This is a genomic window from Asanoa sp. NPDC049573 (assembly GCF_040676615.1).
Classification (GTDB): Bacteria; Actinomycetota; Actinomycetes; order Mycobacteriales; family Micromonosporaceae; genus Asanoa.
The window spans coordinates 646,615-668,878 of the sequence record NZ_JBFAPI010000002.1 but is presented as its reverse complement, the minus strand read 5'-3'; the positions used below and the strand labels follow the sequence as shown (position 1 = coordinate 668,878).

At 71.8% G+C, this 22,264-nt stretch carries 26 protein-coding genes; 20 read left to right on the top strand and 6 right to left on the bottom strand.

The window, feature by feature from the left end:
* Positions 1-95: 95 nt before the first annotated feature.
* Complete coding sequence (locus AB0J74_RS06780) at positions 96-260, top strand: hypothetical protein (RefSeq protein WP_363445405.1); 165 nt, start codon at positions 96-98, stop codon at positions 258-260.
* A gap of 81 nt (positions 261-341) precedes the next feature.
* Entirely contained in the window at positions 342-1,061 is a 720-nt protein-coding gene (locus AB0J74_RS06775) for a hypothetical protein (protein WP_363445403.1), read from the top strand.
* A 160-nt stretch (positions 1,062-1,221) separates the two neighbouring features.
* On the opposite strand, the gene AB0J74_RS06770 is transcribed toward AB0J74_RS06775, so the two are convergent.
* The gene (locus AB0J74_RS06770) at positions 1,222-1,584 is read right to left on the bottom strand and encodes a hypothetical protein (RefSeq protein WP_363445401.1); all 363 of its coding nucleotides are present in this window, start codon (positions 1,582-1,584) and stop codon (positions 1,222-1,224) included.
* 15 nt (positions 1,585-1,599) lie between these two features.
* Positions 1,600-1,917, bottom strand: coding sequence for a hypothetical protein (locus AB0J74_RS06765; RefSeq protein ID WP_363445399.1), 318 nt, complete (start codon positions 1,915-1,917; stop codon positions 1,600-1,602).
* A gap of 320 nt (positions 1,918-2,237) precedes the next feature.
* On the opposite strand from AB0J74_RS06765, the gene folP reads away from it, so the two are divergent.
* From folP to AB0J74_RS06730, 7 genes are all read left to right on the top strand, one after another.
* Positions 2,238-3,119 carry a dihydropteroate synthase gene (gene folP / locus AB0J74_RS06760; RefSeq protein ID WP_363445397.1) on the top strand — a complete coding sequence of 294 codons (882 nt, stop codon included), beginning with the start codon at positions 2,238-2,240 and terminating at the stop codon, positions 3,117-3,119.
* On the top strand, positions 3,112-3,480 hold the full coding sequence (gene folB / locus AB0J74_RS06755) for a dihydroneopterin aldolase (RefSeq protein WP_363445395.1): 369 nt from the start codon (positions 3,112-3,114) through the stop codon (positions 3,478-3,480). Before folP ends, folB begins: the two co-directional genes overlap by 8 nt.
* Positions 3,477-4,004, top strand: a complete 528-nt coding sequence (gene folK, locus AB0J74_RS06750) for a 2-amino-4-hydroxy-6-hydroxymethyldihydropteridine diphosphokinase (protein ID WP_363445496.1) — start codon at positions 3,477-3,479, stop codon at positions 4,002-4,004. Before folB ends, folK begins: the two co-directional genes overlap by 4 nt.
* A complete protein-coding gene (locus AB0J74_RS06745; RefSeq protein ID WP_363445393.1) occupies positions 4,001-4,528 on the top strand; it encodes a DUF3180 domain-containing protein in 528 nt (175 codons plus the stop codon). The genes folK and AB0J74_RS06745 overlap by 4 nt, the downstream gene beginning before the upstream one ends.
* A gap of 86 nt (positions 4,529-4,614) precedes the next feature.
* The gene (locus tag AB0J74_RS06740) at positions 4,615-5,910 is read left to right on the top strand and encodes an ABC transporter permease (RefSeq protein ID WP_363445391.1); all 1,296 of its coding nucleotides are present in this window, start codon (positions 4,615-4,617) and stop codon (positions 5,908-5,910) included.
* Positions 5,911-5,953: 43 nt separating this feature from the next.
* A complete protein-coding gene (locus AB0J74_RS06735) occupies positions 5,954-6,253 on the top strand; it encodes a hypothetical protein (protein ID WP_363445389.1) in 300 nt (99 codons plus the stop codon).
* An 80-nt stretch (positions 6,254-6,333) separates the two neighbouring features.
* Complete coding sequence (locus AB0J74_RS06730; protein WP_363445387.1) at positions 6,334-6,828, top strand: hypothetical protein; 495 nt, start codon at positions 6,334-6,336, stop codon at positions 6,826-6,828.
* Positions 6,829-6,853: 25 nt separating this feature from the next.
* Here AB0J74_RS06730 and AB0J74_RS06725 read toward each other — a convergent pair whose 3' ends face one another.
* Positions 6,854-7,825, bottom strand: coding sequence for an ATP-binding cassette domain-containing protein (locus AB0J74_RS06725; RefSeq protein WP_363445494.1), 972 nt, complete (start codon positions 7,823-7,825; stop codon positions 6,854-6,856).
* Between the two features lie 59 nt (positions 7,826-7,884).
* Between AB0J74_RS06725 and AB0J74_RS06720 the strand changes: the two genes are divergently transcribed.
* The 4 genes from AB0J74_RS06720 to AB0J74_RS06705 all read left to right on the top strand — a co-directional run bounded on the left by AB0J74_RS06720 (position 7,885) and on the right by AB0J74_RS06705 (position 12,328).
* Positions 7,885-8,571 (top strand): ABC transporter permease, encoded by a 687-nt coding sequence (locus tag AB0J74_RS06720; protein ID WP_363445385.1) that lies wholly within the window; start codon positions 7,885-7,887, stop codon positions 8,569-8,571.
* Positions 8,568-9,287: an ABC transporter permease gene (locus AB0J74_RS06715; RefSeq protein WP_363445383.1), complete on the top strand. Its 720-nt coding sequence runs from the start codon at positions 8,568-8,570 to the stop codon at positions 9,285-9,287. Before AB0J74_RS06720 ends, AB0J74_RS06715 begins: the two co-directional genes overlap by 4 nt.
* A gap of 234 nt (positions 9,288-9,521) precedes the next feature.
* Positions 9,522-10,526, top strand: a complete 1,005-nt coding sequence (locus AB0J74_RS06710) for a glycine betaine ABC transporter substrate-binding protein (protein ID WP_363445381.1) — start codon at positions 9,522-9,524, stop codon at positions 10,524-10,526.
* Positions 10,527-10,675: 149 nt separating this feature from the next.
* On the top strand, positions 10,676-12,328 hold the full coding sequence (locus AB0J74_RS06705; protein WP_363445379.1) for a hypothetical protein: 1,653 nt from the start codon (positions 10,676-10,678) through the stop codon (positions 12,326-12,328).
* Between the two features lies 1 nt (position 12,329).
* On the opposite strand, the gene AB0J74_RS06700 is transcribed toward AB0J74_RS06705, so the two are convergent.
* Both AB0J74_RS06700 and AB0J74_RS06695 read right to left on the bottom strand, forming a co-directional pair.
* Positions 12,330-13,481, bottom strand: coding sequence for an NADH-quinone oxidoreductase subunit D (locus tag AB0J74_RS06700; RefSeq protein ID WP_363445378.1), 1,152 nt, complete (start codon positions 13,479-13,481; stop codon positions 12,330-12,332).
* On the bottom strand, positions 13,456-14,505 hold the full coding sequence (locus AB0J74_RS06695) for an SAM-dependent methyltransferase (protein WP_363445492.1): 1,050 nt from the start codon (positions 14,503-14,505) through the stop codon (positions 13,456-13,458). Before AB0J74_RS06695 ends, AB0J74_RS06700 begins: the two co-directional genes overlap by 26 nt.
* Positions 14,506-14,645: 140 nt before the next feature.
* Here AB0J74_RS06695 and AB0J74_RS06690 point away from each other — a divergent pair, with 140 nt between their 5' ends.
* From AB0J74_RS06690 to AB0J74_RS06665, 6 genes are all read left to right on the top strand, one after another.
* A complete protein-coding gene (locus AB0J74_RS06690; protein WP_363445376.1) occupies positions 14,646-15,557 on the top strand; it encodes a DUF2520 domain-containing protein in 912 nt (303 codons plus the stop codon).
* Positions 15,554-16,390 carry a pantoate--beta-alanine ligase gene (gene panC / locus AB0J74_RS06685; protein WP_363445374.1) on the top strand — a complete coding sequence of 279 codons (837 nt, stop codon included), beginning with the start codon at positions 15,554-15,556 and terminating at the stop codon, positions 16,388-16,390. The genes AB0J74_RS06690 and panC overlap by 4 nt, the downstream gene beginning before the upstream one ends.
* 98 nt (positions 16,391-16,488) lie before the next feature.
* Complete coding sequence (locus AB0J74_RS06680) at positions 16,489-17,367, top strand: septum formation family protein (protein WP_363445373.1); 879 nt, start codon at positions 16,489-16,491, stop codon at positions 17,365-17,367.
* 62 nt (positions 17,368-17,429) lie between these two features.
* Positions 17,430-19,070, top strand: a complete 1,641-nt coding sequence (locus tag AB0J74_RS06675) for an L-aspartate oxidase (protein ID WP_363445371.1) — start codon at positions 17,430-17,432, stop codon at positions 19,068-19,070.
* Entirely contained in the window at positions 19,070-19,969 is a 900-nt protein-coding gene (gene nadC, locus AB0J74_RS06670) for a carboxylating nicotinate-nucleotide diphosphorylase (RefSeq protein WP_363445369.1), read from the top strand. Before AB0J74_RS06675 ends, nadC begins: the two co-directional genes overlap by 1 nt.
* A gap of 6 nt (positions 19,970-19,975) precedes the next feature.
* Positions 19,976-20,743 carry a type III pantothenate kinase gene (locus AB0J74_RS06665; protein WP_363445367.1) on the top strand — a complete coding sequence of 256 codons (768 nt, stop codon included), beginning with the start codon at positions 19,976-19,978 and terminating at the stop codon, positions 20,741-20,743.
* On the opposite strand, the gene AB0J74_RS06660 is transcribed toward AB0J74_RS06665, so the two are convergent.
* Positions 20,716-21,456, bottom strand: coding sequence for a methyltransferase domain-containing protein (locus AB0J74_RS06660; protein ID WP_363445365.1), 741 nt, complete (start codon positions 21,454-21,456; stop codon positions 20,716-20,718). The two genes, AB0J74_RS06665 and AB0J74_RS06660, sit on opposite strands and share 28 nt — an antisense overlap.
* A 437-nt stretch (positions 21,457-21,893) precedes the next feature.
* Here AB0J74_RS06660 and AB0J74_RS06655 point away from each other — a divergent pair, with 437 nt between their 5' ends.
* Entirely contained in the window at positions 21,894-22,244 is a 351-nt protein-coding gene (locus AB0J74_RS06655) for an Lsr2 family protein (RefSeq protein WP_089255811.1), read from the top strand.
* The last annotated feature ends 20 nt before the right edge of the window (positions 22,245-22,264 follow it).

Below are 22,264 nucleotides of genomic sequence, written 5' to 3'. Positions count from 1 at the left end.
CCCAGCCGCGGCGCCTCGGGACCACGCCGCGAACCGTCGTCACCGCGACCGGACCAGTCGGCGTCGCGGCTGCCCGCCGGCTTGACACCGCCCCGGTGGACCGGCGCGTCGTCACTGCGGCCGGACCAGCCAGCCCGCTCGACACCACGCTGGACGGGCTCGTCGTCACCGCGGCTGGACCAGCCAGCCCGCTCGACGCCACGCTGGACGCGCTCGTCGTCACCGCTGCTGGACCGCTGCACATCGCGGGCGCCCGATGACTCGTCAGCACCGCGACCCGACCACTCGCCACTGCGGGCGCCTGCCGGCTCGACACCATCGCGCAGCGCGGCCGGATCGTCGTGACGACCGGAGCGGCTGGCACCGCGCGCATCTGGGTCGACACCACCGGGCAGCGCGGGCTGGTCGCCGTGACCGGAGCGGCCGGCACCGCGCGCATCTGGGTCGACACCACCGGGCAGCGCGGGCTGGTCGCCGTGACCGGAGCGGCCGGCACCGCGCGCACCTGGGTCGACACCACCGCGAACCGCGGCCGGGTCGTCGCTTCGGCGCGGAGAAGCGGGCGGTTCGGCAATGCCGCGGCGCCCCGCGTCGCCGGCTCGGCGTGCGGCCACGCGAGCGTCCCGGTCGTTGCCGCCGGTGCGGCGCGAAGGGTCGCCGCCGTTGGGGAACGGGTCGCTGATCGTGGGGTATTGCGGTGGCGGGAGCTCGTCGCCCGGGAAGAGCGGCGGCTCGGTGCCGGGTGGCAGCGCCCGCCCGGCTTCGACCGGGTGCGGCCCGCCGCCGTTGGCCGCGTGTCGGCCTTCGGCCGGCTCGCCGGCGGGCGCGGGCTGGGAATGCGCCGCGCCACCGAAGAGGTCGAGGAAGGGCGAGTCGATGTCGGCGTCCGGCGGCGGCCCGGGTCGGCGCCCGGCCGGCACCGCGCGGCCGCGCTCGTCGGCCGGCCGCGGCCGCACTGGGCCCGGGGCCTGGAAGACCGCGACCGAGCCGTGCCCGGGCGTGGTCACCAGCTCGTTATCCGTGCGATCCTCATCAAGATCCGTCGCAGGGTAGTCACTTGATCGCTGACGGTGACCGCTGCTTTCGGACTGCGTGTCGGCCGGACGGGGCTCCGGCGGGACCGGTCGATTCATGCGAGGACCTCGCTCCGTTCCGCGAACGCGCCTCGTTTTCGACCAGGTGACGGCCGAGTGGTCTGCCGGACGGGCTGGGGGTGCCGGGTCATACCAGCTCCTCGCGAATCCGGATCTTGGTTGCCACCAGACGTGGGTCGCGCTGCTCGACGGCGGGCTCGCGGGTGCGGCGCCAGTCGGTGAGCGCGGTGCGGATCACCACTCGCGCCGGCCGGTCGGGGTCGACGTGGCGGAAGATGAACGAGGTCGTCACGATGGCCAGCGCGATCTCCCAGGCCGGGAACAGGTCGACGCTGAGCGTGAAGAGCCAGTGGATGAACACATAGAGCGGCACGAGAAGCATGAACAGCCCGTATTGCGCGTAGGGCAGGTGGACGGGAAGCGTGTATCCCGGCGGGCCCAGGTAGACCAGGCGGGCCCGGTAGATGTCGTCGTCGGTGCGCAGCCGCATCTCGTGCCCCGCGGCCTATTCGAAGATCAGCTGGATCAGGAAGTCGCCGACGAAGAACAGCGTCGCCGCGCCCGCGATGAACACCAGGCCGACGATGGCGATGGCGGAGCTGGTCAGAACCTTGCTGACCTCGCCCTTGCTCGCGCGCCCGATAAAGATCACGCCAAGCACCGCGAGCAGGATCGGCGCCACCTTGCCAGCGAAGAAGCTGACGATGTTTTGCGTGTCGATGCCCTTGGGGTCTGCCTCACCCGCGATGACGTGGGCGAGCACGCCCGAGGCGGCCTGCGCGGACGCGCCCCACGCCTGCTGGACGAGCTCAATGGCGATCATCGGAAAAACCTCCCCGGTGCCGAGCGGCCGGCGGAGCCGCGGCACTGTGATTGTCAGGCCTTCGGGTGACGTTTCGTCGTACGTCTTGTCCGGCAGCCCGGGTGTTGTGCGCTCACCGCTAACGGTGTCTCATACTCGGGTGTTTTGTCCCGCTTTCGGCCCGTCTCCTCCGTCTTGGCGCCGGAATCATTAGCAATTGCAAAGCGTACGGCGGCTCCCTGCTTCGAACAAGCTACGAAGAATGGGCCCGGTGTGGCCCCCGTGCCCGGTGTGGCGGCCGTGGCACACGAGTTCGAAAATCGAGACGGTACGGTCTACAGGTGGTCGATCTGCTGCGGTCGCCCGACCCGGTGGTGATGGGCGTCCTCAACGTCACGCCCGACTCCTTCTCCGACGGCGGGCGCTACTTCTCCACGGACGCCGGCGGCGGTCTGGCGGCCGCGGTCGAGCACGGCCTGGCCATGCGTCGCGACGGCGCCCACCTGGTCGACGTCGGCGGCGAGTCGACCCGGCCGGGTGCCGAGCGGGTCGACCCGGAGACCGAGGCGGCCCGGGTCCTGCCGGTCATCCGCGAACTGGCCACCGTCGGCGTCCCGATGAGCATCGACACCACCCGGGCGACCGTCGCCGCGGCCGCGCTCGACGCGGGCGTCACGGTGGTCAACGACGTCTCCGGCGGCCTCGCCGATCCCGACATGGCCAAGGTGGTCGCCGGCGCCGGGTGCCCGTGGGTGCTGATGCACTGGCGTGGGCACTCGCGGCGGATGGCCGACCTGGCGAACTACCACGACGTGGTGGCCGAGGTACGCGCCGAACTGAGCCAGCGGATCGACGACGCGCTCGCCGCCGGGGTGGCCGCCGACCAGATCGTGATCGACCCGGGCCTCGGTTTCGCCAAGAACGCCGAGCACAACTGGCAGCTCACCGCCCGGCTGCCGGAGTTGGTCTCGCTGGGTTATCCGGTGCTGTTCGGCGCCAGCCGCAAGTCCTACCTCGGCCGCCTGCTGGCCGGGCCCGAGGGCGCGCCCCGCCCGGTCGACGAGCGCACCGCGGCCACGATCGCGACCAGCGTGCTCGCCGTCGCGGCCGGCGCCTGGGGCGTCCGGGTGCACGAGGTGCGCGAGACTGTCGACGCGATCGCCGTGTGGCGGGCCAGCGGCCGCCCGCGGCTGGCTCAACCGGGGGAGAAACACAGTGGCTGACCGGATCACCCTCAAGGGGCTGCGGGCCCGCGGCCGGCACGGCGTGCTGCCGGCCGAGCGCGCGGAGGGGCAGGACTTCCTCGTCGACGTGGCGTTGGACCTCGACCTGAGCGCGGCCGCCAAAGACGACGACCTGACCAAGACCGTCGACTACGGGGTGCTGGCCGGCCGATTGGTCCAGGTGATCACCGGCGAGCCGGTCGACCTGATCGAGACGCTCGCCGACCGGCTGGTCGAGGTCTGCCTCGAAGACGAACGGGTGCAGACCGCGACGGTCACCGTGCACAAGCCGCACGCACCGATCCCGCACGAGTTCGCCGACGTCGCGGTGCGCCTGCGGCGGGGGAGGGCGGAGCGCTGACCCGGGCGGTGCTCTCGCTGGGCAGCAACCTCGGTGACCGGCTGGCCCACCTGACGGCCGCCATCGAAAAACTGACACCCGTACTCGAATCGGTGTCGACAATCTATGAAACCCCGCCGTGGGGCGATCCGGACCAGCCGAGCTATTTCAACCTCGTCGCTCTGGTGGAGGACGACGCCGCGACGGCACGCGACTGGCTCGACCGGGCACAGGCGATCGAGACCGCCGAGGGTCGGGTACGCGACCCGGACAGGCGATTCGGCCCCCGTACGCTGGATATCGACGTGATTGTCGTGTTCGACGCCGGCGGCCGACCGGTGCGGAGCGACGACCCGGTGCTGACGCTGCCGCACCCGCGGGCCCACCTGCGCGCGTTCGTGCTCCGGCCGTGGGCCGACCTCGATCCCGATGCCCGGTTGCCCGGCCACGGCCGGATCGCCGACCTGCTCCGGGCGGAGCCGGTGGTAGGCGACGTCGCGGCGGTGCGTGCCCGACCGGATCTGCGGATACAGTCGGCGGGATGAGCCAGCAGTCTCCCTCGCGCGGCCCCGGGCCGCACCGGCCCCGGATGGGTCCGACCCAACCGGCGACGCTGGTGCTGGCCGCACTGGTGGCCGCCGCCCTGGCCTGGCTGCTGGTCAGCATGACCTACGCGAGCCTGCCCGACCTGCCCTGGTCGCCGACCGCCGTGCTGGCGGGCCTGGGCGTGCTGGAGGGCTATCTGGCGCTCAACACCCGGGCCCGGATCCAGCGCAAGCCCGGCCACCCGGCGGTCGACCCGCTGGCGGTGGCCCGCTTCGCCGTACTCGCCAAGGCTTCTTCTCTGGTTGGTTCGATCTTCGGTGGGTTCTTCGCCGGCCTGTTGATCTTTTTGATCTTCAAGCACACCGATGCGGCCCGGCATGATCTGCCGGCCGCGATCGGCGGCTTGGTCGGGTCGATCATCCTGGTCATCGCCGCCCTGCTGCTCGAACGCGCCTGCCGGGTGCCCAAGCGCGACGACGAAGACGAGAACAAGGACGACGACGCCCGCTCGACTCATCCCTGACCCGTGCTGCCCGTTGTGCACAGGGGGTGACGTCCGGGCATAGGCGCGGTTAGGGTGCGTGCGAATGGTAGGAAGGCGCGCACCTGATGGGCTACGACGAATCGATCTACCGGCGACGCGACGGCGAAGGCTTCGACGCGGGCGGTCCGGGCGACTACCGCGACGACTATCCGCCGGGCGAGTTCGGCGTAGGTGACCTGCACGGGCCGGACACCACCGACCCCGGGCGGCAGAGCGTTCCGGCGGCGGTGCTCGACGACGTCTTCGACGACCCCGCGCACGGCGAGCCCGGCCGCGACCGATTGGCGTTCCACATCGTCTGGGAGGTCGTCCTCCTGCTCGCGGTCGGCGGCGTCGGCTACCTGTTGATCCGCGAAGACTCCGGAGCGTTACGCGGCAACGCGCTCGAACAACTGCTCGTCGCGGGCGCGGCGCTCGGACTGCTCGCGATGGGCGCCGGCCTGACGCTGCGCGCCGGTGCGGTCAACCTCGCCCTCGGCCCGGTCGCGGTGGCCTCGGCGCTGCATTTCGCCGAAAACGGCGATCGCGGCATCGTGCCCACGCTGGCCCAGGCGACGGTCGCCGCCCTGGTGCTCGGCCTGGTGGTGGGTCTCGTCGTGGTGATCTTCCACGTGCCGGGCTGGGCGGCCAGCCTCGCCGCGGCGCTCGGCACCCTGGTCTTCATCGAGCGCCGGCCCGCGCCGGTCAACGTGCAGGGCGGCTACGACCCGACAAACCACGCGCTCTACCTGTTCGCCGGCGTCGCCGTCGTGCTCGTCCTCGGCGGGCTCCTGGGCACCGTCAAGTCGGTCCGGCGCGCGGTCGGCCGGTTCCGCCCGGTCGCCGACCCGGCCCGGCGCCGGGGCCCCGTCGCCGCGGCGCTCACCGGCGGCGCCATCGCCGTCTCGATGCCGCTCGCGGCCGGCGCCGGCGTGCTGATCGCCGCCAGCAGCGACGGCCCGGTCGTGCCGACCAGCGGGCTCGAGTGGACCGGCCTCGCGGTCGGCGCGGCGCTGGTCGGCGGCACCAGTGCGTACGGACGCCGGGGTGGGATCTTCGGCACCGTGTTCGCGGTCGCGCTGCTGGTCGTCGGCCAGCGCTACGTCGCGGAGCGCGGCTGGAACGACATCACGCCCGCAGTGCTCGGTGCCGGGGCGGTCGCGCTCGGGCTCGTGGTGACCAGGCTCGTGGAGACGTTCGGGCGGCCCAAGTCGGCCGGCATCGACGACACTCCGTGGCAGACCACACCGGCGCCGGCCGTGGCGCCGCGCGGGCCGATCGGCGAGCGCACCGACTCGTGGTCGTCGACACTGCCGGCGCAGCCCACCGAGAGCCGGGCCGACACCTGGGACACCGAGCGGTGGAGTGGCGGAGACCGCTGACCCGGCACGGGCGGCGGCCCGCGCGGCGGGCTACGCTCGGATCATGACCGAATCGCCGGAGTTCGCCGCGCTGGACGCCCTGTCCACCGAGGAGTTGCGCGAGCGGGCGTTCCATGTCGCGCGCAAGCACCTCGACGTGGGGTTCTACTGGGACGTGGTGCGCCACCTGCCGGACGCCGAGACCGCGGCGAGCCTCGACGGCGCGTTCAACACGGTCGGGCCGACCGTCGACGAGTGGTTCGCCCTGTTCCGGGAGTTCGAGGGGCACGACTTCGGCGACGACGAGCCGCTGCTGCGCGCGAAGTTCATCGACTACCTGCTCAAGCACGACTCCGCGAAGTAGGTCGGCGCGGGCATCAGACAAATCGATGCATATCATTCGCGTAGGTTTCGCCGCCGGATTCCACCGGGAATTACGGCGCCATGGCTCTCACCAACCGGTACAAGACCGCTACCGGATCGGGCACCATCGCTGCCCTGGTCCTGGTGCTGGTCTTCGGTAGCCCCTGGTATCGCGACTGGGTCAACCAGCACTACACCGACAAGACGGCCGGCGGTTGGTTCCTCCGGCTGCTCAGCTACCCGGCGTGGCGGTTCGACTCCAGCGACTCGCTCCAGGACGTGCTCGCCGATGACCTGCGCGCGATCCTCGTCGTGGTGCTCACGGCGCTCTTTCTCTATCTGCTGCCCGGCAGCCAACTCGCCCGGGCCCGGGGCACACTCAGCCAGTTCTTCGCCGGCTGGGGCTCGTACGTCTTCGCCGGCGCGTTCGCCGGTCTGATCACCGCGCTGGTGCGCAGCAACCCGTCGCTGCTGGGCGCGTTCAACGCGGCTGGCCAGGGCGCCACCTACGGCCTGTTCGTCGGCTGGATCATCGGCATCGCCACCCTCGGCGGGTGGCGCGGCACTCGAAGTTGACTCCGCCCGACCAGCCGAGGACCCGTCACTCCCCCGACGGGTCCTCGGCCTGTTCGGCCGGGTAGTCGATGCTCAGGATCCGGTGCCGGCTGATCAGGCCGACCGTACGGTCGCCGTCTTTGACCTCGGCGTAGTCGGCGTTGGCGACGAGCATCGCCGCGAGCGCGTCGTAGAGCGAGATGCCCAGCTCGACGGCCGGTAACCGATCCGGCCCCGCCGCGGTCGGGCTCAGCATCTCTTCGGTGACCGGCATCACGGCCAGCCGGCGGATGCCGCGGTCCTTCCCGACGAACTCGCGCACGAACGGCGACGCCGGCTCGCCCAGCAACTGCGCCGGCGTGCCGAACTGCTCGAGGTGGGCGCCCTGGGAGAGGACCACGATCCGATCGCCCATCCGCACGGCCTCGTCGAGGTCGTGGGTGACCAGCACGACCGTCTTGCGCACCTCGGCCTGCAGGCGGAGGAACTCGCGCTGCAGCCCGGAGCGGGCGATCGGGTCGACGGCGGAAAACGGCTCATCCATCAGGAGTACGACGGGGTCGGCGGCCAGTGCCCGGGCGAAGCCGACCCGCTGGCGCTGACCGCCGGATAGCTCGTGCGGGTAGCGCTTGCCGTAGCGCGCCGGGTCGAGGCCGACCAGGTCGAGCAGCTCGTCGGCGCGGGCCCGGGTCCGCTGCTTGGGCCAGCCGAGCAGGCGGGGCACCGTACCGACGTTGGCGTGGATCGTCTGGTGTGGAAACAGGCCGACGTTCTGGATGACGTACCCGATGCGCCGGCGAAGTCGCACCGCGTCGGTGGTGGTGACGTCTTCGCCGTCGATCAGGATCTGGCCGGCCGTCGGCTCGATCAGCCGATTGATCATGCGCAGCACCGTCGACTTGCCGCAGCCCGACGGGCCGATCAGCACGACCAGCTCGCCCGCGTTGACGGAAAGGCTCAGCTTGTCGACCGCCACCGTGCCGTCGGGGTATTGCTTGCGCACGTCCCGCAGCTCGATAGGCGCGGCCTTGCGATCGGCCGGCGCGCTCGCACCGCCCTCCGGGGTAGCGTCCACCTATGTCCCTCCGCGACCTGGCGTATCAGGATGCCGCCAATCCCTGGTTCTCCTGGGACTACATCCGGACCAACTCGAGCACCATCCTTGACGCTCTTGGCGAGCATGTCACGTTGACGGCCGAAGCCGTGGCCGTCGCGATCGTCGTCGCCGTGCCGCTGGCCGTGGTCGCCTACTGGTACCGCCCGCTCAGCGGGCCCATCCTGGCGCTGTCCGGCGTGCTCTACACCATCCCGTCGCTGGCGCTGCTGGCCTTCATCGCACCCGCGGTGGGCCCGACCAAGTCGACCTCGGTGCTGATCGGGCTGGTCCTCTACGCCCTGCTGCTGATCATCCGGAATACGCTGGCCGGGCTCAACCAGGTGCCACGCGAGGCGCAGGAAGCGGCGACCGGCATGGGGTACTCCCGCTGGGGCCGGCTGCTGCGCGTCGACCTGCCGCTCGCGCTGCCCGGCCTGCTCACCGGCGTCCGGCTGGCCACGGTCTCGACCGTGGCGTTGGTCACCATCGGCGCGCTGATCGGCAAGGGCGGCCTCGGCAACCTGATCCTCGGCGGGTTCCGCAACAACTTCTTCAAGGCCCAGATCACCACCGGCACGATCCTGTGCGTGCTGCTCGCGCTGGTGCTCGATCTGATCCTGATCTTCGCTGGACGGGCGCTCACGCCCTGGAGCAGGAGAGCCCGATGAACGTCGTGCAGGAGGCCTGGGTCTACCTCAACGACCCGCTCAACTGGACCAACTCGGGCGGGATCCTCGACCGGCTCGGGGAGCACCTGACGATTTCCGGCGCCGCCGTCGGGCTGGGTCTGCTGGTCGCCTGGCCGCTGGGCATCTGGCTGGGCCACACCGGCCGCGGCGGTGGCCTGGTGGTGCTGCTTTCCGACCTGACGCTGGCGATCCCGACCATCGCGCTGCTGACCATCCTGCCGCTGACCTTCCTCGGCTTCGGCAAGCCGCCGATCATCGTGGCACTGGCGGTGTTCGCGTTACCGCCGCTGCTGGCCAACGCCTACACCGGCGTACGACAGGTCGACCCGGAAACCCGCGACGCGGCCAAGGGGATGGGCCTGTCCGGCTGGCAGTTGCTGCGTCGCGTCGAGTTGCCGCTGGCCGTGCCCTATCTGGCCGCCGGTTTTCGCACCGCGGCGGTGCAGGTGGTCGCGACGACGGCGCTCGCGTCCTATGTCAACGGTGGTGGGCTCGGCCAGATCATCGCCGAGGGCTTCGGCCTGGGCATCTCGGCCGCGGGTGGGCAGATCCTGGCCGGCGGCGTGCTGGTGGCGGCCCTGGCGTTGCTGGTGGAGGGTGCGTTGGCCCTGGTCGAGCGGCTGGCGACGCCGGCGCCGTTGCGCCCGGCGCGGCGGCGGGCCGACCGGGAAACCATCGCCACCGGCGCCGCCTGAGCAGTTTGCCCTGCTAATTACCGCCGTCGCGGATAAAGTCCCAGTTCGGTGCTTCGGACGGTTGGGGCACGACTACGCGACAGTGACAATTCAGTGACAACATCCTCACTTTCTTGTCGGTCCCCACTGACAACATGTTGGGTGAGAAATCGCGGACGGGAAGCTTGTCCCTCCGTCCGTCGGACACGCGGCCGGCCCAGATGGGGTCGCGCCGGGACACGGAAGGCGGGCATTATGCGCGCAGTTTCACGGCTCGCGGTGGGGGCGGCAGGAGCCCTCTTCGCGGCTGGTCTTCTTGCGGGTTGCGGTGACGCCGGCTCATCCGGCGCGCAGGCGCCGGCGGCCACTGGCGGGGGTGCGGGTTGTGCTCCGGTGGCCGGCCAGCAACTCGTCGTCCTGCAAGACGACAAAAAGCTCCAAAACAGCGACAACGTGGTCGCTGCGATCAACACCAAGGCGGCCAGTCCCCAGGTCGTGGCGGCCACCAACAAGGTCGCCCAGGCGCTCGACACCCCGAAGCTGATCCAGCTCAACCGCGCCGTCGACGTCGACCGCAAGACGCCCGCGGTGGCCGCGCAGGAGTTCGCGACCGCCAACAACCTGACCGCCGGCATCCAGAAGGGCCCCGGCGGCAACATCATCGTCGGCGAGGCCAACTTCAGCGAGAACGAGACGCTCGGCGAGCTTTACAAGATCGTGCTGACCGCTGCCGGCTACAACGTGACGGTGCAGCAGATCGGCAACCGTGAGCTCTACGAGCCGGCGCTCGAGAAGGGCGACGTCCAGGTCGTTCCCGAATACGCGGCCTCGGCGCTCGACTTCCTCAACACGAAGGTCAACGGCGCCAACGCGCAGCCGCTCTCCTCGCCCGACATCAACACGACGATGGCCGCGCTCCGGCCGCTGGGCGACAAGGTCGGCATCACGTTCGGCGAGCCGTCGGCGGCGCAAGACCAGAACGCGTTCGCCGTCACCAAGGAGTTCTCCGACAAATACGGCGTGACCACGCTGTCGCAGCTCGCCGACAAGTGCTCCGGCTCGGCCACCATCCTCGGCGGCCCGCCCGAGTGCCCGCAGCGACCCAAGTGCCAGCAGGGTCTGGTCGCGACCTACAACTTCAACGCCGGCAAGTTCAGCTCGCTCGACGCGGGCGGCCCGCAGACCAAGAACGCGCTGCGCACCGGCGCGATCAGTGTCGGCCTGGTGCTGTCCTCCGACGGCGACCTCGCCACCACCTGACCGGTTCCCGCGCGGCCGGCACCCGGGAAGCCGGGTGCCGGCCGCGCGGGGTAACCGCGGGTCACCAGGCTGGTGCTGACCGCATCGGCCGACCGGGCAGTCGGGCAAGCCATTCCGCTGCTCCGGATGTCTAGGTAGGCTTCCGACCCATGCCGACGCGCGACGACGAAGAGCCGCGGGGCCGTCCGCTGCTCAAGTTGTTGTTCTGGGCGGGCATCGGGCTGGCACCGCTCGCGATGGGGTTGCTCCTCATCGCCGACGGCAACGGCCCCCTGCGGATCGCCGCCGTGCTGGCCGTGCTCTCGGTCGTCCTCATCGGACTCTCGATCGGGCTGCGCGGCGACACCGACTCGGTCCGGGCCGACCTGGAAGACCTGGTCGCCGACGAGATCGACGAGTTGCAGAGCGACGTCCGCCGCGACATCGAGACCGCGGCGCGGGCCACCCACCGCTCCCTGGGCGAGAAGGTCCAGGCCCTCCAGCAGACCGTCGACGCGCTGCGCGCCCAACTCGAGGCCCAACGCGGCGCGGCCCGGCCAGCGGCGGCCGGCATCCCCGCGCAACCGGGCACCGCGGCCGGATACGGCGGCGCACCGGCGCGCGAGGGCGCGACCTACGGACGCGGCGAACCCACCACCTACGGGCGTGAGCCGGCGGCGGCCACCTACGGGCGTGAGGCCGGCGGCCGTGAGCCGGCGGCGGCCACCTACGGGCGTGAGGCTGGCGGGCGTGAGCCGGCGGCGGCCGGTTTCGGGCGGGAGCCGGCGGCGGCCGGCTTCGGGCCGGAGTCGGCGGCGGCCGGCTTCGGGCGTGAGGCCGGCGGGCGTGAGCCGGCGGCGGCCGGCTACGGCCGAGAGCCGGGCGCCGCAGGCGCCACTTACGGGCGGGACTCCGCCGGGCGGGGTTACGACAGCGGCTACGGGCGCGAGGCGGCGGCCGACGACGAGCCGGCGATGGCGTCGTCCGCGCGCACCTATGGCGCACCGGCCGACGGGCGCGGCGCGGCCACCCCGCCGCGGGCGCGCACGGCCGGTGGCGTGGTCCGGCACACCGAAACCGTCCAGGTCACCACCCGGCACACGGTTGTCGACGGGCGCGGCGGCTACGGCACCGGCGACATCTATGCCGACAGTGGTCCTGACTACCGCTCCGCCGGCACCTACGGCGGTCGGCGCGGCCAGGACGAGAGCCCGGCGGCCCCGACCTACGAGAGCTACGCGGGGCGGCGCAGCCGGGCCGACGACGAACCGCCGGGTTCGTGGACCGAGCCGCGGCCGGCCGGCGACCGGGAAGAGTCGTTCACCGACCGGCGGCTGCGCGAGTTGCGCGGCGACCGGCCCGCGATCGAGCGCGACGCCGACCCCGTCTACGCCGACCAGTGGTCCTCGGCCCGGGCCGGCGACCGGTGGGCCTCCGTCCGGGCCGATGACCGCGGCCGTGAGCTGCGGGTGGGCGAGCGCCGCGCGTCCGTGCGCGCCGACGAGTCGGGCACCGAATACCGGATCGAAGACCGCTGGGCGGCGGTCCGCCGCGACGACGAGCGGGCCAGCGGCGGCGCTGGCGGTCGCGGCCCGGATGCCTGGTATGCCGATGCCTGGTCCGGCAGCCAGGCCAACTCCGGCGGCAGCACGTACGGCACGGGCGGCAGCACGTACGGCACGGGCGGCAGCGCGTATGGGTCGAGCCGCGACGAGGACCGCGACGAGTGGTCGTCCAGCCGCGCCCTGCCCGCAGCCGAGAACGACTGGCGCCGCGGCGACTACGAGGAGGACGACCGCGGCGGCGACGACCGCTGGCGGTAGGTCACTTGTCGATGTCGCCGACGACGAAGAACATCGAGCCGAGGATCGCGATCAGGTCGGGCACCAGGCAGCCGGGGATCAGCGTGGTCAGCGCCTGCACGTTGGCGTAGGACGCGGTCCGCAGCTTCATCCGCCACGGCGTCTTCTCGCCGCGCGAGACCAGGTAGTAGCCGTTGATGCCGAGCGGGTTCTCCGTCCACGCGTAGGTGTGCCCCTCGGGCGCCTTGACCACCTTCGGCAGCCGCACGTTGACCGGCCCGGTGAGCTGGTCGACCCGGTCGAGGCATTCCTGGGCGAGGTCGAGCGACGCGTACACCTGGTCGAGCAGCACCTCGAACCGCGAGTGGCAGTCGCCGGCCGTGCGCGTCACCACCGGCACCGACAGCTCGCCGTAGGCCAGGTAGGGCTCGTCGCGGCGCAGGTCGAGGTCGAGGCCGGAGGCCCGACCGACCGGCCCGGAGGCGCCGTAGGCCGCCGCCTGCTCGGCGGTCAGCACGCCCACGCCGACCGTGCGGGCCAGGAAGATCTCGTTGCGCCGGATCAGGTTGTCGAGGTCGGGCATCCTGCGGCGGACCTCGCCGATGGCCGCGCGGGCCCGCTTGGTCCAGCCGGCCGGCACCTCTTCCTTGAGGCCACCGACCCGGTTGAACATGTAGTGCATCCGGCCGCCGGAGACCTCTTCCATCACCGTCTGCAGCGTCTCGCGCTCGCGGAACGCGTAGAACACGGGCGTGATCGCCCCGATCTCCAGGGGGTAGGAGCCGAGGAACATCAGGTGGTTGAGCACCCGGTTGAGCTCGGCCAGCGCGGTGCGCAGCCACACCGCGCGCTCCGGCACCTCGATGCCCATCAGCCGCTCGACGGCGAGCACCACGCCGAGTTCGTTGCTGAAGGCCGAGAGCCAGTCGTGCCGGTTGGCCAGCACGATGATCTGCCGGTAGTCGCGCACCTCGAACAGCTTCTCCGCGCCCCGGTGCATGTAGCCGACGATCGGCTCGCAGGAGACCACCCGCTCACCGTCGAGCACGAGCCGCAGCCGGAGCACGCCGTGCGTCGACGGGTGCTGCGGTCCGATGTTGAGCACCATGTCGGCGGTGTCGAGCCCGGCACCGGTGCCGACGGTCACCTCACGGAGATCCGACATGCCGGCCATCGTCCCACGTCCAGTCGTCGATACCCACCGGCTGGAGCAACCACCAGTGATCGCCCAGCCCGCCCGGCGCCAGCAGCTCGGCCGCGGCGGATGCCGCCGCCAGCGCCCGCACGTAACCAGCGGGATCGGAACCGGCCAGGCCGATCGGTGGCCGGCGGCCGTCGGCCCCGAGCGCTTTGAGCGCCTGCCGCTGCGTGATCAGTGTGTACGCGCGCCCGGCCACCGCCGCCCCCGCCGCGGCGACGGAATCCACGGCGACGTGCGCCGTCACGTCCCGACTGCCGTCCGGCACCGGCGCCACCTGTCGCCCGCCCTGATACCCGGTGAGCGTCCCGTCAAAAGGCCGCGCCTCGGCGAGATGCCCGTAGTCGACGGCGACGGCCAACCCCCGCTCGACCGCGCCCACCGCCCCGGCCCACGCCTCGTCCCGAGGCCGCCCCACCTCCCGCCGACCCCCTTGCTCTGCACCCTCGTGGGAAGCGGCGTCACCCCTGTGGGAAGCGGCGTCACCGACGCCGCTTCCCACAGGGGTGCAGAGCAAGGGCCACCAGCGGTCGAGCCACGCGGCGTCGGGCGGGTCGATCGGTTCGCCCGGGTGCTCGGCGCCGGTCGCGGGCTCGACCTCGACGTAGCGGTCACCCTCGACCACGTCCAGGGGCACGTTGTCGAGCCATTCGGTGGCGATCAACAGGCCGGTCACCCGGGCCGGGAGGGCGTCCTGCCAGTCGATCTCGTCGGGCAGGAAGGCGGGCCGCGGTGCCAACTCGACGGCCAGCGGCCGGAGGCGGTCGCGCAAGGATGTCGGGGCCAGCGCCAGCACGCCGGTCAGCAACTCGCCGCGGCCGGCGCCGACATCGACGAAATCCAGCCGGTCGGGGCGACCGAGCGCCGTGTCGACCCTGGTCAGCAGGCGTAGGACGGCCTCGGCCAGGACCGGGGAGGCGTTGGCGCTGGTGCGGAAGTGCCCGGCCGGGCCGGCGCCCGAGACGAAGAACCCAGGTGGGCCGTAGAGGGCGCGGGACATCGCGGTGGACCAGCGCACCCGAGAAGCCTAGACGGGGTTCAAACCGCCCGTGAAAGTCTTCACACAAGCTGTGTCCGATCTGTTTCCGGATCGCATACTTGATGTTGACCGGTACCTAACCTGACGAGGACTGGATCAATATGAGCGCACTGCCGCGCCACCCCTCGACGGGGCCGCTCACCGTCGGCGTCATCGGCGCCGGTCGGGTCGGAGCTGTCCTCGGTGCCGCCCTCGAGGCCGCCGGCCACCGGGTGGTCGCCGCCTCCGGTGTCTCCGCCGCGGCCAAGGGCCGGATCGCCCGCCTGCTGCCCGGCGCCGCCGTCCTTCCCGCCCACGAGGTCGCGCAGGCCGCCGACCTGCTGGTCATCGCCGTTCCGGACGACGCCCTGACGGGCGTGGTCAGCGGGCTGGCGAGCACCGGCGCGTTGCGGCCCGGCCAGGTCGTGCTGCACACCTCCGGCGCGCACGGGCTCGCCGTGCTCGGGCCGGCCGCGATCGCCGGCGCCCGGCCGCTCGCCCTGCACCCGGCCATGACCTTCACCGGCACCGCCGCCGATCTCGATCGGCTGCCGGGGATCTCCTACGGGATCACCGCGCCGGTCGATCTCAAGGCGTTCGCCGAAGACCTCGTGAACGATCTCGGTGGCCACCCCGAGTGGGTGGCCGAAGACGACCGGGCGCTCTACCACGCGGCCCTCGCGCACGGTGCCAACCACCTGGTCACGCTCGTCAACGAGGCGATGGACCGGCTGCGCGACGCCGGCGTCGTCTACCCGGAGAAGGTGCTCGGGCCGCTGCTGCACGCGGCGCTCGACAACACGCTGCGGATGCGCGACGGCGCGCTGACCGGGCCGGTATCCCGCGGCGACGCCGGCACGGTGGCCCGCCACCTCGAGGCGCTGGCCCGCACGGCGCCCGACTCCGTACCCGCGTATGTCGCCCTGGCCCGGCGGGCCGCGGACCGGGCCATCGCCGCGGGCCGGTTGCGCCCCCGCGACGCCGAGGCGCTGCTCGACGTGCTGGCCAGCGACCGTCCGGAGCGGGTGGCATGAAACTGGTCGACACCCGCGAGGCGCTCGCCGAGGCGCGTGCCGCACTGCCCGGTCGGGTCGCGGTCGTGATGACCATGGGCGCCCTGCACGCCGGGCACGAGGCGCTCCTGCGCGCGGCCCGGGCCGATGCCGACTCGGTGATCGCGACGATCTTCGTCAACCCGCTCCAGTTCGGACCCAACGAAGACTTCGACCGCTACCCGCGCACGATGGAAGCCGACCTGGAGATGTGCCGGCGGGCCGGCGTCGACCTGGTGTTCGCGCCCGGCCGCGACGAGGTCTACCCCGGCGGCGAGCCGCACGTGCGGGTCAACCCGGGCCCGCTCGGCGAACTGCTCGAGGGCGCCAGCCGGCCGGGGTTCTTCCACGGCGTGCTGACCGTGGTGCTCAAGCTCTTCAACCTGGTCCGTCCCGACCTCGCGTTCTTCGGGGAGAAGGACTACCAGCAGCTGACCCTGATCCGCCGGATGGTGCTCGACCTCAACCTGCCGATCGAGGTGCGCGGCGTGCCGACGGTGCGCGAGGCCGACGGGCTCGCGCTGTCGAGCCGCAACCGCTACCTGACCGAGGCCGAGCGGGTCGCGGCGCTGCGGCTCTCCGGCGCCCTGCGGGCGGGTGCGTCCGCCGCGGTGCGCGGCGCCGACGCCGACGGAGCGCTGGCCGCGGCACATCAGGTCTTCGCTGACGGTACGACCGACGTGCACCTCGACTACCTCGTGCTGCTCGATCCCGAGTTGGGGCCGCCGCCCGGTCACGGCCCGGCCCGGATGCTGGTCGCGGCGCGGGTCGGTGGCACCCGGCTGATCGACAACGCCCCGATCGATCTTGGTTGATCGATAACCTGGCGTGACCAGGCGGTTGCGCTCCGACGTTCCAATGTGCTCCGCTTAGGTGCCTGAACGCAACGCCCGGCGCCCGTGGGGAGGACGCGATGCGTCGTTGGATGCCAGCGGTCATGGTGTTGGTCCTCGCGAGTGCCGCGTGCGGCACGGCCGACGCCGGCGGAGGCGACGGGTCGGCCGTCGCGCCAGTCGCGGCCACACCGGCGCCGCCGCGCTGCCACCAGCAGGCCGGGCCGCGCACGGCCGAGACACTCGCCGGCACCGTCGACTGTGCCGCGCCGCACGAGGCGGAGACCGTCCACACCGGAGAGTTCGCCGGCGTCACGGCGGCGGCGCTGCCGGCCGGCGCGGTGCCCGCGGCCTTCCGCGAGTGCGACAAGGAAGCGGCGACCGTGCTCGGCGCCGACTGGCGCACGGCGCGACTGCGGCTCGACCTGGTGGTGCCCTCGGCGTCGGCCTGGGCGGCCGGCCAGCGCTGGTACCGCTGCGACCTGGTCGAGCTGACCGGCGTCGGACCCGACGCCAAGGTCGCCGAGCGCTCGGGCAGCCTGGAGGGCGCGCTGGCCACCCCCGACGCGCCGCTGCGGCTCGGTTGCGCGCTGGTCAAGCTCGACAAGCGCAGCAACGTGGACGCCGTCGCCGCCAGCCCCTGCGACGTCAAGCACGAGGGCGAGTTCGCCGGCGTGTGGACGGCGCCCGGCAAGGTGCCCTACCCGGTCAAGGACCGCGACTACGTGCCGTTCTACGAGGGCTGCCTGAAGACCATCGCGGCCTACGTCAAGATGCCCTACGAGCCGGGGTTCGGCGCGCGGACCGGTTACATCCCGGTGCTGGCGGACAAGGCCACCTGGGCGATGGGCGACCGGGGTGTGCGGTGCTTCGCCTGGATCCGGTTCCGGCCGCTGACCGCCTCGGTCAAGGGCGTCGGCGAGAAGGGTTTTCCGGCCAACATCGGCCTGCCGAGTTAGCCGCAGCACAGTTTGGCGGCTCAGGGCGGACATCTGATGATCTGACGGGGTTCACTGAATGGATGGACCCCCGTGTCGCGGAGTTGCCGGAGTTGCCCCGTCGCCTCGCCGGCCCGGAGCCGGGCTGGGTCGAGTCGACCGACGTGCTGGTCATCGGTTCCGGCATCGCCGGGCTGACCGCGGCGCTGCACCTGCGCGAGGCCGGCCGGCACGTCACGGTGGTCACCAAGGAAAACATCGACGACGGTTCGACCCGCTGGGCACAGGGCGGCATCGCCGCGGTGCTCGACCCCTTCGACACCCCGGAGGCGCACGCCGTCGACACCGAGATCGCCGGCGTCGGGCTCTGCGACCCGGCCGCGGTGCGGGTGCTGGTCGAGGAGGGCCCGATCCGGGTCCGCGAGCTGATGCGCCTGGGCGCCGAGTTCGACCGCAACGAAGACGGCTCGCTGATGCTCACCCGCGAGGGTGGCCACCACGCCAACCGGATCGTGCACGCGGGCGGCGACGCGACCGGTGCCGAGGTGCAGCGGGCGCTGCACGCGGCCGTGCGGCGCGACCCGTGGATCCGGGTGGTCGACCACGCGCTGGTGCTGGACCTGCTCACCGACGCCGCCGGCCGGGCCTGCGGGATCACCCTGCACGTGCTCGGCGAGGGCACCGAAGACGGGGTCGGCTCGATCATGGCCCGGGCCGTCGTGTTGGCCACCGGCGGGATGGGCCAGGTGTTCGCGTCGACCACCAACCCGGTGGTCTCGACCGGCGACGGCGTCGCGCTGGCGATCCGGGCCGGCGCCGAGGTCACCGACATCGAGTTCGTGCAGTTCCACCCGACGGCGTTGTTCCTGCGCGACACCGCCCGGGGCCAGCAGCCGCTGGTCAGTGAGGCCTTGCGCGGCGAAGGCGCGCACCTGGTCGACGGCGACGGCAAGCGGTTCATGGTGGGCCAGCACGAGCTGGCCGAGCTGGCGCCGCGCGACGTGGTCGCCAAGGGCATCCACCGGGTGTTGCTGGCCAACGGCACCGACCACGTCTTCCTCGACGCCCGGCACCTCGGCGGCGAGTTCCTGGCCCAGCGGTTCCCGACCATCGTCGCGTCGTGCCTGGCGGCCGGCGTCGACCCGGCCACCGAGCCGATCCCGGTCGCGCCCGCCGCGCACTACGCCAGCGGCGGCGTGCGCACCGACCTGCACGGCCGCACCTCGATTCCGGGGCTTTACGCCTGCGGCGAGGTTGCCTGCACCGGCGTGCACGGCGCCAACCGGCTGGCCAGCAACTCGTTGCTGGAGGGGCTGGTGTTCGCCAAGCGGATCGCCGACCACATCGCCGCCGACCTTCCCGAGCAGTCTGAGCCGGTGCCGGCCGAGGCCGACGCCTGGGTGCTCGACCCGGGCGTCCGGCCGGCGCTGCAGCGGGCGATGACCCGCGGGGCCGGGGTGCTCCGCTCGGCCGAGTCGCTGGCCGCGACCGCCGGAACGATCGTCGGCCTGGGCGCCACCAGGGGCCGGCCGACGACCGCGAGCTGGGAGGCGACCAACCTGGTGACGGTGGCCGCGGCGCTGGTCGCGGCGGCCACGGCCCGCGAGGAGACGCGCGGCTGCCACTGGCGCGAAGACCATCCGGCGGCCCGCCCCGAGTGGTTGGGCCACCTTTTTCCCGCCCTCGACGGCACCGGGACCCCGACACTGACCTGGGAGGCGTGATGCTACCGCAGTGGATCACCGACGACCTGCGTGCGAAGGGTCTCGACCCCGACGCGGTCGAGCAGGTGGTGCGCGCCGCGCTCGACGAAGACCTCGGCCCCGAGCACCGCGACGTGACCAGCGAGGCGACGATCCCGGTGGAGCAGGTCGACACCGCCGACGTGGTGGCCCGGGCCGACGGCGTGGTCGCCGGGCTGCCGGTGGCGGCCGCGGTGTTCGCCCTCGCCGGGCCCGACCTCCCGGAGATCGTTCTGAAGGCCCGCGACGGCGACCGGGTCTCGGCCGGTGACCTGCTGGCTAGCGTGACCGGGCCCACCCGCACCCTGCTCACCGCCGAGCGCACCGCGCTCAACCTGCTCAGCCGCCTCTCCGGGGTGGCGACGCACACCCGGCGTTGGGCCGACGCGCTGGCCGGCACCAAGGCGATGGTGCTCGACACCCGCAAGACCACGCCGGGCCTGCGCGCGCTGGAGAAATACGCCGTGCGGGCCGGCGGCGGCACCAACAAGCGGATGGGCCTGTTCGACGTCGCGATGATCAAAGACAACCACAAGCTGGCCGCTGGCAGCGTGGCCGAGGCCTTCCGCCGGGTCCGGGCGGCGTTCCCCGACGTGCCCGTTCAGGTGGAGGTGACCACGGTCGAGGAGGCCACCGAAGCGGTCGAGGCCGGTGCCTCGTTCCTGCTCTGCGACAACATGTCACCCGCGGTGCTGCGGGAGGTGGTCGCCGCGGTCGGCGACCGCGCCGAGCTCGAGGCCACCGGCGGACTCACCCTGGAGGTCGCACCGGCGTACGCCGCCACCGGCGTCGACTACCTTTCCGTAGGGGCGTTGACGCATTCGTCACCTATCTTGGACATCGCACTCGATCTTCGTCCGCCGCACCTGAGTCGGAGCTGACACCACATGCTGCTGTGCATCGACATCGGTAACACCAACACGGTGCTCGCCACGTTCGACGGCGACAAGTTGGTGCACAACTGGCGGATCAAGACCGACGCCCGATCCACCGCCGACGAACTCGGTCTGATGTTCCGCGGCCTCCTGGCGGGTGACGCGGTGGAGATCAGCGGTGTGGCCGCGTGCTCGACGGTGCCGGCCGCACTCCGCTCGTTGCGCACGATGCTCGCCCGCTATTACGGCGACCTGCCCAATGTGATTGTCGAGCCCGGTGTGAAAACCGGTGTGCAACTGGCCATCGACAACCCGAAGGAGGTCGGCTCCGACCGGGTGGTCAACACCCTGGCGGCGTACACCCTCTTCGGTGGTCCGTCGATCGTGGTCGACTTCGGCACCACCACCAACTTCGACGTGATCAGCGCGCGGGGAGAGTTCCTCGGTGGCGCGTTCGCGCCGGGCATCGAGATCTCCTTCGACGCGCTGGCCGCCCGCGCCGCCCAACTGCGCAAGGTCGAAGCGACCAAGCCGCGTTCGGTGATCGGCAAGAACACCGTCGAATGCCTTCAGTCCGGGCTCTATTTCGGCTTCGGCGGCCAGGTCGACCGGATCGTCGAGCGGATGACCGAAGAGCTGGGTTCGGTCAAGGCGGTCATCGCGACCGGTGGGCTGGCGCCGGTGGTGCTCGGCGAATGCCGCACGATCACCCACCACGAGCCGATGATCACGCTGATCGGCCTGCGGATGGTCTACGAGCGCAACGTCGACGCCCGGTAGACCCACGTGCGGTAGGGCAGCGTGAACGAATCCCGGCCGGCGAGGTCGGGATGCGTCTCCACGAGTTCGGTGAGCGCCGCCTCGAAGCGTTTCCGCTCGGCCGCGCCGGCGGTCAGGTAATAGGACCGGGTGGTCATCATTTCCACCAGTTGGGCACCCGTGAGCGACGTCTCGTGTGCGAATTCGCGAACCTGTACGGCGTCGAACCGCGCACCGAACGAGACCGGCCGGTCGTGTTCCTGGTCACCCGCCGAGCGAGCGATCCGGTCGAGCGCGGCGACCCATCGTTCCCGACTGTCACGCAGGTTCCAGATGGCGGCGAAATAGCCGCCGGGGCGCAGCACCCGGGCCGCCTCGGCATGCGCCACGTCCGGGTCGAACCAGTGGTAGGCCTGACCCGCGACGACCGCGTCGACGCTTCCGTCCGGCAATGGAATGTCTTCCGCGCTGCCGGCCAACGCTGTTCGGTCCGGCGTGGCGGCGGCCAGTTGGGCGCGCATTTCCGGGTCAGGCTCGACGGCGGTCACGGTGTAACCGGACGCGATCATGCCTCGGGTCAGGATGCCGGTGCCGGCACCGAGGTCGACCACCCGGCTCGGTGGCGGGCCGCCGACCGCCCATTCGATGGCCGCTCGCGGATACGACGGGCGGAAACGGTCGTAGCGCGCGGCCACTGCGCCGAACGAGAGCGCGTTGTTCTTCTTGGCGTCCATCGCGCCTGAGGCTAGCGCACTTATTCGTGACCGACGGCAATGTGACGGCCACCGATCCGAGCACTGTCAATGGATCGGTGCGATTGCGGCCAGCCGTTCGGTGACCCACGGTGTCGGTGCCTGCTCATCATCGCGAGCGGGCGTTCGATGCGTTCGAGTCCGATCCACGAGATTCCGATCAGAGCGTGACGCGCCTAACAACAACTCGCGACGTGGGTTGCGTGGGACGGGCCGATGGATCGTGTCCCGGTTCACCGCGACGGCGCGAATCAACCACGCTCTGTTGCCCAATCGGTAATCGTGGCGCCGGGATCCGGGGCCACGTTTTAAGGAAAGAGCAAGACTCGGTGCTGATTTCGCCGTCCTATTGACCGATCGCGCGGCGAACGAGCTATTGTGCTCTTGTTTGTGGGAGGGACCACGCGAAAGGACGGCCCGTGGCAAAGCAGATCATTCACAAGCTGGTCGATGACATCGACGGAGGCGACGCCGACGAGACGGTGAAGTTCGCCCTCGACGGTGTTCAGTACGAGATCGACCTCTCGAAGAAGAACGCCGACAAATTGCGGAACGCAATCGCGCCCTACCTGGCGGCCGGCTCGAAGGTGGGTCGGGGCGGGGTCGTCGTTGGCGGTCGCGCGGCACGTGGTCGCGGCGGGGCTGCCGCTGACCGCGAGCAGAACAAGGCCATTCGCGCCTGGGCCAAGAAGGAAGGCAAGGACATCTCCGACCGGGGCCGGATCCCGCAGGAGATCGTCGACGAATACCACGCGAAGGCCGGCCGCTAAGCGGACACGTCGCCGGGCGG

Coding starts and splice junctions, on each gene's coding strand:
- AB0J74_RS06770 (WP_363445401.1), bottom strand. CDS start 1,584: ATGCGGCTGCGCACCGACGACGACATCTACCGGGCCCGCCTGGTCTAC.
- AB0J74_RS06700 (WP_363445378.1), bottom strand. CDS start 13,481: ATGGCCGGCATGTCGGATCTCCGTGAGGTGACCGTCGGCACCGGTGCC.
- AB0J74_RS06665 (WP_363445367.1), top strand. CDS start 19,976: ATGCTGCTGTGCATCGACATCGGTAACACCAACACGGTGCTCGCCACG.
- panC (WP_363445374.1), top strand. CDS start 15,554: ATGAAACTGGTCGACACCCGCGAGGCGCTCGCCGAGGCGCGTGCCGCA.
- AB0J74_RS06765 (WP_363445399.1), bottom strand. CDS start 1,917: ATGATCGCCATTGAGCTCGTCCAGCAGGCGTGGGGCGCGTCCGCGCAG.
- AB0J74_RS06710 (WP_363445381.1), top strand. CDS start 9,522: ATGCGCGCAGTTTCACGGCTCGCGGTGGGGGCGGCAGGAGCCCTCTTC.
- AB0J74_RS06740 (WP_363445391.1), top strand. CDS start 4,615: ATGGGCTACGACGAATCGATCTACCGGCGACGCGACGGCGAAGGCTTC.
- nadC (WP_363445369.1), top strand. CDS start 19,070: ATGCTACCGCAGTGGATCACCGACGACCTGCGTGCGAAGGGTCTCGAC.
- AB0J74_RS06680 (WP_363445373.1), top strand. CDS start 16,489: ATGCGTCGTTGGATGCCAGCGGTCATGGTGTTGGTCCTCGCGAGTGCC.
- AB0J74_RS06735 (WP_363445389.1), top strand. CDS start 5,954: ATGACCGAATCGCCGGAGTTCGCCGCGCTGGACGCCCTGTCCACCGAG.
- AB0J74_RS06745 (WP_363445393.1), top strand. CDS start 4,001: ATGAGCCAGCAGTCTCCCTCGCGCGGCCCCGGGCCGCACCGGCCCCGG.
- AB0J74_RS06695 (WP_363445492.1), bottom strand. CDS start 14,505: ATGTCCCGCGCCCTCTACGGCCCACCTGGGTTCTTCGTCTCGGGCGCC.
- AB0J74_RS06705 (WP_363445379.1), top strand. CDS start 10,676: ATGCCGACGCGCGACGACGAAGAGCCGCGGGGCCGTCCGCTGCTCAAG.
- AB0J74_RS06675 (WP_363445371.1), top strand. CDS start 17,430: ATGGACCCCCGTGTCGCGGAGTTGCCGGAGTTGCCCCGTCGCCTCGCC.
- AB0J74_RS06690 (WP_363445376.1), top strand. CDS start 14,646: ATGAGCGCACTGCCGCGCCACCCCTCGACGGGGCCGCTCACCGTCGGC.
- AB0J74_RS06720 (WP_363445385.1), top strand. CDS start 7,885: ATGTCCCTCCGCGACCTGGCGTATCAGGATGCCGCCAATCCCTGGTTC.
- AB0J74_RS06730 (WP_363445387.1), top strand. CDS start 6,334: ATGGCTCTCACCAACCGGTACAAGACCGCTACCGGATCGGGCACCATC.
- AB0J74_RS06715 (WP_363445383.1), top strand. CDS start 8,568: ATGAACGTCGTGCAGGAGGCCTGGGTCTACCTCAACGACCCGCTCAAC.
- AB0J74_RS06660 (WP_363445365.1), bottom strand. CDS start 21,456: ATGGACGCCAAGAAGAACAACGCGCTCTCGTTCGGCGCAGTGGCCGCG.